This is a genomic window from Intrasporangium sp. (assembly GCF_039812505.1).
In the GTDB taxonomy this organism is placed as follows: Bacteria; Actinomycetota; Actinomycetes; order Actinomycetales; family Dermatophilaceae; genus Intrasporangium_A.
The window spans coordinates 1-7,789 of record NZ_JBDIAQ010000161.1 but is presented as its reverse complement, the minus strand read 5'-3'; the positions used below and the strand labels follow the sequence as shown (position 1 = coordinate 7,789).

Sequence of the window (7,789 nt, the reverse complement as noted above, 5' to 3'; positions counted from 1 at the left end):
GGGTCGACCCGGTCCAGCATGGCGTTGAGGTCGACTCGCGCGACGAGCTGGTCCAAGTCGATCCGGGCGATCGCGGCATCCAGGTCGATCCGCTCGACAAGTGCGTCGATGTCCACGTGATCGAGGATGAGGTCCGGCTGGACCGTCTCCACGACGCGCTCGGTGACGCGTCCCGCGACCCGCCCGAGCAGGCTCCGCGAGTGACGATCGCTCGGCTCCGGGGGCGCTGTCACGACACCTCCCGGGGTGTCCGCCGCCTGCTCGGCATGCGGCGACTCTACGCGCGCGACGAGCCCGTGCGCTCCGCTTGCGCGAGACTCCCCGATCGGGCGTGTCCTTCCCTCGATCGGGCAATCGGTCGAAGTGGGGGTGGCTGCAGGCACGGGCACCAGCCGGGTGATCACGACCGCTCGACTCCGGACGGGTCAGCCGTGACTCGCGCCCAGCCGCGCTCGACGTCGGCGCCGACCGAAACCACGAGCCCGCTCGGCAACGCCGACAAGTCGCCCCGCGCGACCTGCACCACCGGGGTGACGATCCCGTAGAGCTCGTCGGCGACGATGGAGCCCAGGACGATGATCGCGTCGGCCTCGCCGAGCACGATTGCTGCCGGCCCGGTCCCGCGCCGCAGCTGCTCGGCGAGCACGTACGAGCTCGAGCTCGAGCCGCGTCCGGCCGTCATGACCAGGACGCGGCCCGAGACCGACCACCCGTGCTGGGGGTGGTGTGCGTCGATGACCAGGCCGTCGTGGTCGGTGCCTCCCCAGAACGACAGCGGGGCGTCCAGGTGCAGCACCGCACCCCGCGCGGACCCGCCGTGCAGCGGGACCGCGGTGAGCGGCATACCGGACGGCGGGTCAGCGCAGGAGCGAGTCATCGATGAGCACCCTTCCCGCCCGGGCGGATTCGACGCACTCCGCGAGGCTTCCGATGACCACGTCGACCCCGAGGTTCCCGGCGCGTAGTGCGCCCACTTGCCGCTGTTGGTCATCGCGACGCGAGCGCCCGGAGGCAGGATCGAGGTGACGTAGGTGCACGTGTCGACGACGATGCGTATGCCGCTCTCCTCCAGCGCCCGCACGTGGCCGAGCCGCTCCGCCTCGGCGAGTACCGACCGGCCGGTCGAGAGGTACCAGTCGACGGAAGGGGCGATGGGCGGCCCGCCCTCGAGAAGCCTTGCCAGCGTGGCGATCTCGTCGAGCGAGGCGTGCGGGGTGCCGACGCTGACGACATCCAGGCGCCCGCTCTCGGCCGTCGTCAGCTCGTGGCGGGCGCGCACCAGGTCGTCGGTCCTGAGACCGATGCGCTCGACGGGCTCCGTTGCGCCGAAGGCGGATTCGAGGTCAGGAGCCTCCGGGGTGACGCCCACGACGTGGAACATCGCCACCCCGCCGGAGGAGGCTGCCGCGGCGCCGAACGCCTTGAGGCCGTCCTCGCCGACGTCCTCGGGGAGCCCGACCAGGACCGGGTTCCGCGTGCCGACAAGGGAGCCGACGAGATACCCGAGCAGCGGCATGGCCAGGTCGAGCCGCAGGACCCGGTCCGGGATCGCCGAGCAGTCGACGAGCACGTCTCCGCGCCGGGCACCGTCGGTGTGCAGCCCGGCATACGGAGCGCGACCGGTGACCGCAGCGCAGATGTCGAGGAAGTCGCCGTATCGGTCGGTGCGAGCGCCGAGGACCGAGTTGCAGAAGGCGATCGCGTTCGACTCCGCCCAGGCCACGTGCTCGCCGAAGGCCGGCCGGGCGTCGAGCTGGTAGGGCGCGCACGTCCAGGTCGGTCGGGCGCCGAGCGCGACGTAGGCGTCCATGAGGGCCCGACCCGCGGTGCGCACCTCACGTTGCTCGGCCGTGTCGCCGCGGACGAGCCCGGGGTGCAGCAGGTCGAGCGAGCCGACGTTGAGGGTCGTGGGGACCACCACGCGGGCACCGAGGTCGCGCAGCCGCTCGGCGAAGTCGAGGCCGACCCACCCGTGGTAGAGGCAGCCGTCGATGTGCGCGGAGGCGATCTCGACCAGTCGGGTCGCGCCGCGCACCCGGCCGAGCCCGGTGACGACGCGCATCGCCATGGCCACGCCCGGTCCCTGCGCACCGTCGAGCATCGCCTGCTCCACAGCCGTCAGGGTCAGGGCCATGCCCCGATCGTCCCACGGCGGCTGCGCGCCGCCCGGCTGAGCGCCATCCGGCCGAAGTCCACGCGCGGGAGGAGGTACCGGCGCCGCGCCGTCAGGGCCGCTTGCGGGCCGCCTCGACGACCGGCCAGCCCCGCTCGGCCGCCAGGGCGCGCAGCTCGCGGTCGGGGTTGACGACGACGGGGTGGCCCACGCGCTCGAGCATCGGCAGGTCGCTCACCGAGTCGCTGTAGGCGTAGCACCGCGCCAGGTCGTAGCCCCGCTCGGCCGCGAGCTTCTCGATCTCGACGACCTTGCCCTTGGCGTAGCAGAACTCGCCGGTGAGGCGGCCCGTGTAGCGGCCCTCCTCGTCCAGCTCGCCCCGGGTGGCGACGGCACCCTCGAGGCCGAGGGCGGTCGCGAAGCGTCCGACGATCTCGATCGGGCTGGCCGATACGACGACCCGGTCCTCACCTCGGCTCTGGTGCTCGGCGAGCAGCTGTGCCGACTCGGGGATGAGCCGTCCGACGAGGCGAGGGGTCACGGCATCACCGAGGTGGATGATCTCCGACTGCCGGAGTCCCTTGACCGCGCGCAGGATCCGTTCGCGCAGGGCGGCCGACCCGTCGTCGGTGGAGCCGTGCCGCTGGAAACGCACGGCGTTGACGGTGTCGCTGATCAGCTCCCGCCAGGGGACGAGCCCGAAGCGGAAGGCCGCGATCGCGAGCGGATAGTTGGCCGACCCCCGGATGAGGGTCCGGTCGAGGTCGAAGAAGGCTGCGACCCGGGTCGGTTCAGCGGACACTGGCGGCAACGGTCGCCGCGCCGAGGCGCGCGGAGGAGGGGACGCGTGGAGTGGCGTTGACGGCCTGCTTGGGCAGCCTGCGCGGCGAGCCGGAGCCGAACCGGGCGCGCAGCTCCTCGCGCAGCCACGGACGCAGCCCCTGCGGCGGGAGCGCGAGACGGCATACCTTGGCCCAGGCCTGGAACACCTGCCGGGGCAGCGGGCCCGAGGTGTAGGGCAGGCCGTAGCGCGCGCAGATCTCGCGTACCTGCGGGGCGACCTCGGCGTAGCGGTTGCTCGGCAGGTCGGGGAAGCAGTGGTGCTCGATCTGGTGGCTGAGGTTGCCGGTCATCAGGTGCATCAGCGGGCTGCCGGAGATGTTGCCCGACCCGATCATCTGGCGGATGTACCAGTCGCCGCGGGTCTCGCCCTCGATCATCTCCTCGGTGAAGGTGTCGACCCCGTCGGGGAAGTGCCCGCAGAAGATGACCGCGTGCGCCCACGCGTTGCGGATGCAGTTCGCCGAGAAGGTGCCGATCAGCGCGTTGCGCCCGGACCGGGACACCAGCTGGGCGGCGAGCGGGGTCGCGGCGTAGTCCTTGGTGAACTGCCGCAGCGCCTTCTTGGCGGTCAGCCTGAGGTCGCGCTTGACCTCGGCGGTGGACTTCTCGCCGGTGCGCCAGGCCTCCAGCTCGAGGTCGTAGAGGGCGATGCCCCACTCGAAGAACGGCATCAGCACGAGGTTGTAGAGCGGGTTGCCCAGCGCATAGGGCGTCCAGGGCTGCTGCTCGTCCATCCGGAGCAGGTCGTAGCCCACGTCCTTGTCCCGGCCCACCACGTTCGTCCACGTGTGGTGCAGGTCGTTGTGGGTGTGCTTCCACGTCGCGGCGGGGGAGACGAAGTCCCACTCCCACGTGGTGGAGTGGATGTCGGGGTCGCGCATCCAGTCCCACTGGCCGTGCAGGACGTTGTGCCCGATCTCCATGTTCTCGAGGATCTTGGCGATGCTGATCATCGCGGTGCCGGCGACCAGGGCGGTCTTGCGCCGGGAGACGAGCAGGGTGATGCGGCCGGCCAGCTCGAGGGAGCGCTGCACCTTGATGACGCGCCGGATGTAGCGCGCGTCCTTTGCGCCGCGGCTGGCCAGGACCCGGTCGCGGATCGCGTCGAGCTCGTGACCGAGCTGGGCCACCTGCTCGTCGGTCAGGTGGGCGGCAGCCGGGGGTCTGACCGTGGGGTGGCCCGAACTGGCGAGGACCGGCGTGCGCGGCCGGACCTCGGTGCGCTGGGGAGGGGTTGCGGTGACAGTCATGCGGATTCCCTTCTCAGATGTCCAGGTGGACGGGCCCTGCGGCGGCGTTTATGCAGGTCTGGACGAGATCGCCCTCCTCGCCGTGCACCTCGCCGGTGCGCAGGTCGCGGACCTGACCGGCGACCAGGGGGGTGAGGCAGCTGCGGCAGATGCCCATCCGGCACCCGCTCGGCATGACCACGCCGGCCTGCTCGCCGGCGTCCAGCAGCGAGCAGTCACCGGGGGCCTCGACCTCCTTGTCGGACTTCTCGAACGTCACCAGCCCGCCCGCGCCGCCGGCGCCGGGCAGCAGCACCGGCGCGAAGCGCTCGATCATCAGCGGCTCGGCCGCCCCGTCGGCGGGGCCGGCCGCGAGCTCGGACTCCCACAGCGTGGTGGCGCCGTCGAGGAAGTCGGCCGGACCGCAGGCGTATGCCGCTCGCCTGCGCCAGTCGGGACAGATCGTCTCGAGGTCGGTGACGTCGGTCAGGTCGAGCCGGCGGCCCTGCCCCTCGCGGGTGAACCAGTGCCGGACCGTGAGCGCCGGGAACTGGTCGGCCAGCTCGAGCAGCTCGTCGTGGAACAGGGCATCCGCGCGGGTGCGTGCGGAGTGGACCAGGACGACGTCGGCGTCGGGGCGCCGCGGGACGAGGGTGCGGATCATCGACATGACCGGGGTCAGCCCGCTGCCGGCGGTCAGCATCAGCAGCGGCCGCGGGTGGCGGGGCAGGACGAAGTCGCCCTGGGGCACGTCGAGGAAGAGGACGTCGCCGACCTTGGTGCGTCGGACCAGCTCGGTCGAGACCATGCCGATGGCCGTGACCGTGATCGCCGGGTCGGCTCCCTCCGGTGCCGAGAGGGAGTAGCTGCGCCAGTGCCGCACGCCGTCGATCTCGACGCCGATGCGGGCCCACTGCCCGGCATCGTGCGGGTTCCAGCCCCGTCCGGGCCGGAAGTGGATCGTCCGCGAGTCGGCCGTCTCCGGGGTCACCTGTGTCACGACGCCGCGCAGCTGGCGGTACGAGGCGAGCGGGTTGACCAGGCTCAGCACGTCCTCCGGCTCGAGGGGCGTCAGGAACAGGGACGCGGCGCGTCGGAGGGCATGGATCTGGGCCATACTCCTCACTCTGCCTCCGGCGGGGATGCCGCCGCTCGTGCCGAGACGTATCCTTTCTGCCGAGAATCTATTGCGGGACGACAAACTTCCGGGAGGCGGATTTGGCGGACGCGGCCACGGACCCACCTTGGTTGTCGCTTCCGGCTGAAGTCGGCTCGCTCATCCGGCCGCTGATCAGGGACATCGTCGAGCTGATCATCGGCACGATCCCCCGTGACGTGCCGGTCTATGCGATGCCGCTCGAGGGCCGGTTCGGCCAGGGTGTCCGGCGCGGCGTGTCGGTGGCGCTGCACCGGTTCCTCGACCTGCCCGGCACCCGCCTGCCGGCCCTGTCCGTCGAGGACAGCTGGGTCTACGAGCGGCTCGGGCGCGGTGAGGTCAGGTCGGGGCGCAGCCTCGAGTCGCTGCTGGCGGCCTACCGGGCGGGGGCCCGGGTCACCTTCCGGGCGATCTCCAAGGCCCTTCCGGTCGAGCGGTTCGAGCCCGAGGTGCTGCTGGCGCTGGGCGAGTCGATCTTCGCGTACATCGACGAGCTGTCCGCGGTCACCGCCCAGGGGTATGCCGCCGAGCAGAGCGAGCGCGCTGGTGAGCACCAGCGTCTGCGCGGTGAGCTGCTCGAGATGGTCCTGCGTGGTGACGCGAGCGAGAGCGGGGTGGCCCGGTCGGCCGCTGCGGTCGGCTGGGTGCTGCCCGAGGTGGCCGTGGTCGCGACCGTCCCGTACCCGAACGTCGACGGGTTGCGAGCGGCGCTCGGCCCTGAGGCGCTCGTGGCGGAGCGCGGCACCGACGTCGTCGTGGTCCACCCGTTCGTCCCCCGGGCGCCACGGCGCCGCGACCTCGACCGGGCCCTGGCCGGGCGCCGGGCGATCATCGGCCCACCGCGTCCGCTGGCCCGGGTCGCGGAGTCGCTGCACCTCGCCCTCGCGGCCGGCGCCCACGGGCTGCCCGACCGGGACGCGCCCGATGCCGACACGGCGCCGCCGCTCTGGGTCGACGAGCACCTGGCCGAGCTGGTCGTGCGGGCCGAGCCGCTGGCGCTGGCGGACCTCGCGGCTCGCGTGCTCGCCCCGCTGGACCAGGTCCGGCGCAGCTCGCGGGAACGGCTCGCCGAGACCCTGCTGGCGTGGCTGCGCCACCAGGGCCAGCGCACGCCGATCGCCCAGGAGCTGTTCGTGCACCAGCAGACCGTCGGCTACCGCGTCGCCCGGCTCAAGGAACTGTTCGGCGCCGCGCTGGAGGACCCGGAGGCCCGGTTCGAGCTCGAGCTCGTCCTGCGAGCCGGCCACCGCTGACCTCGTCGCGACCGTCGACGGGGTATGCCGCCCACGCCGTCGCGCTCGGGCCCGCGTGCAGACCGACGACCGTTGCTCTCCGGACCGGCCTTGGCCGGGCCTGTCCACCGGCATGTCGCCGAGCAACGGTCGTCCGTCGGTACGGGGCCGGTCTCGCCGCGGCCGGCCCGGCCCGACCGGAAGCGCTCGCACGGCAGGCGGCCCAGCGGCATACCCTCTCGACATGAGCGAGCACGTGTACGACGTCACCCTGAGCTGGCAGGGCTCGACCGCCCACGGGTACGAGGGCTACGACCGGACCCACACGGTGGGCCCGGCCGGGCTCGAGATCGACTCGACGGCCGACCCCCACTTCGGCGGTGACCCGCGCCTGCTCAACCCCGAGCAGCTGCTCGTCATGGCGGCGAGCTCGTGCCAGCTGCTCAGCTTCCTCGCGGTGGCTGCCTACGCCGGCGTCGAGGTGCTCGAATACACCGACCAGGCAACGGGACTCATGCCCGGCGATGTCCGTCCGACGCGGATCACGCGGGTCACGCTGCGGCCCCGGATCACGGTGGCCGCGGGCACCGACCCGGCCCACGTCGTGCGGCTCGTCGAGAAGGGCCACCGCGGCTGCTTCATCGCGAACACGCTCAACTCCGAGATGGTCATCGACCCGACGGTGGTCGTCCTCGACGGCGAGGCGTGAGGCTCAACGCGTCAGGTGCACCGAGGTGCGCAGCGGCGCGCCGGTGCACGGCCGCGCGCAGGCGCTCTTGCTGTACGGCACCCGGCATCGGGTGCAGTACACCTCGAGCACCTCGATGCGCGTCCGCGCGGTGAGGACGTGACGTCCGGTCCGTGCGGCGTGCTCGGCGCGGCCGGTGTCGCCCTGGCCCATCCCGACCAGTGCCGCACCGACCCACACGTGGTCCGCGGCGTCGTCGGGTTGTGTTGCGGATCGCTTGTCCGACTTCGTTTGCATGAGGCCCCCCTCGACATGCTGTTCTGTTGTTTCCACAACAATGTTGTGTAAACAGTCTACTGGTCGTCAATGGTCACCAGTGACTAGACCATGACCAGGCCACCCAACCCGGTCCGGCGAGAGGCGCTGCTGCTGGAGCGGCGCCTCCGACGAGGCGACCCCGACCGGGCTCGAACCGGCGACCTCCGCCGTGACAGGGCGGCGCGCTAACCAACTGCGCTACGGGGCCAT

Annotated in this window: 8 protein-coding genes and 1 tRNA gene; 2 read left to right on the top strand and 7 right to left on the bottom strand. The window is 72.2% G+C overall.

Annotation, left to right across the window (positions count from 1 at the left end):
• The 5 genes from WMI84_RS15610 to WMI84_RS15590 form a co-directional block, all read right to left on the bottom strand.
• The coding region (locus tag WMI84_RS15610; RefSeq protein ID WP_347354697.1) for a hypothetical protein at window positions 1–233 on the bottom strand (233 nt) is incomplete at its 3' end.
• 167 nt (window positions 234–400) lie between these two features.
• Entirely contained in the window at window positions 401–2,134 is a 1,734-nt protein-coding gene (locus WMI84_RS15605; RefSeq protein ID WP_347354696.1) for an aconitase X, read from the bottom strand.
• Window positions 2,135–2,225: 91 nt separating this feature from the next.
• Window positions 2,226–2,915: an HAD-IB family hydrolase gene (locus WMI84_RS15600; RefSeq protein WP_347354695.1), complete on the bottom strand. Its 690-nt coding sequence runs from the start codon at window positions 2,913–2,915 to the stop codon at window positions 2,226–2,228.
• On the bottom strand, window positions 2,905–4,206 hold the full coding sequence (locus WMI84_RS15595; protein ID WP_347354694.1) for an acyl-CoA desaturase: 1,302 nt from the start codon (window positions 4,204–4,206) through the stop codon (window positions 2,905–2,907). The genes WMI84_RS15600 and WMI84_RS15595 overlap by 11 nt, the downstream gene beginning before the upstream one ends.
• Before the next feature lie 13 nt (window positions 4,207–4,219).
• Window positions 4,220–5,302, bottom strand: a complete 1,083-nt coding sequence (locus tag WMI84_RS15590) for a ferredoxin reductase (RefSeq protein WP_347354693.1) — start codon at window positions 5,300–5,302, stop codon at window positions 4,220–4,222.
• Window positions 5,303–5,433: 131 nt separating this feature from the next.
• On the opposite strand from WMI84_RS15590, the gene WMI84_RS15585 reads away from it, so the two are divergent.
• Window positions 5,434–6,594 (top strand): helix-turn-helix domain-containing protein, encoded by a 1,161-nt coding sequence (locus tag WMI84_RS15585; protein WP_347354692.1) that lies wholly within the window; start codon window positions 5,434–5,436, stop codon window positions 6,592–6,594.
• A gap of 223 nt (window positions 6,595–6,817) precedes the next feature.
• Complete coding sequence (locus WMI84_RS15580) at window positions 6,818–7,282, top strand: OsmC family protein (RefSeq protein WP_347354691.1); 465 nt, start codon at window positions 6,818–6,820, stop codon at window positions 7,280–7,282.
• A gap of 3 nt (window positions 7,283–7,285) precedes the next feature.
• Here the strand turns inward: WMI84_RS15580 and WMI84_RS15575 are convergent, their stop codons facing one another.
• Window positions 7,286–7,558: a hypothetical protein gene (locus tag WMI84_RS15575; protein WP_347354690.1), complete on the bottom strand. Its 273-nt coding sequence runs from the start codon at window positions 7,556–7,558 to the stop codon at window positions 7,286–7,288.
• Between the two features lie 155 nt (window positions 7,559–7,713).
• Window positions 7,714–7,787, bottom strand: a tRNA-Asp gene (locus WMI84_RS15570).
• Window positions 7,788–7,789 lie beyond the last annotated feature (2 nt).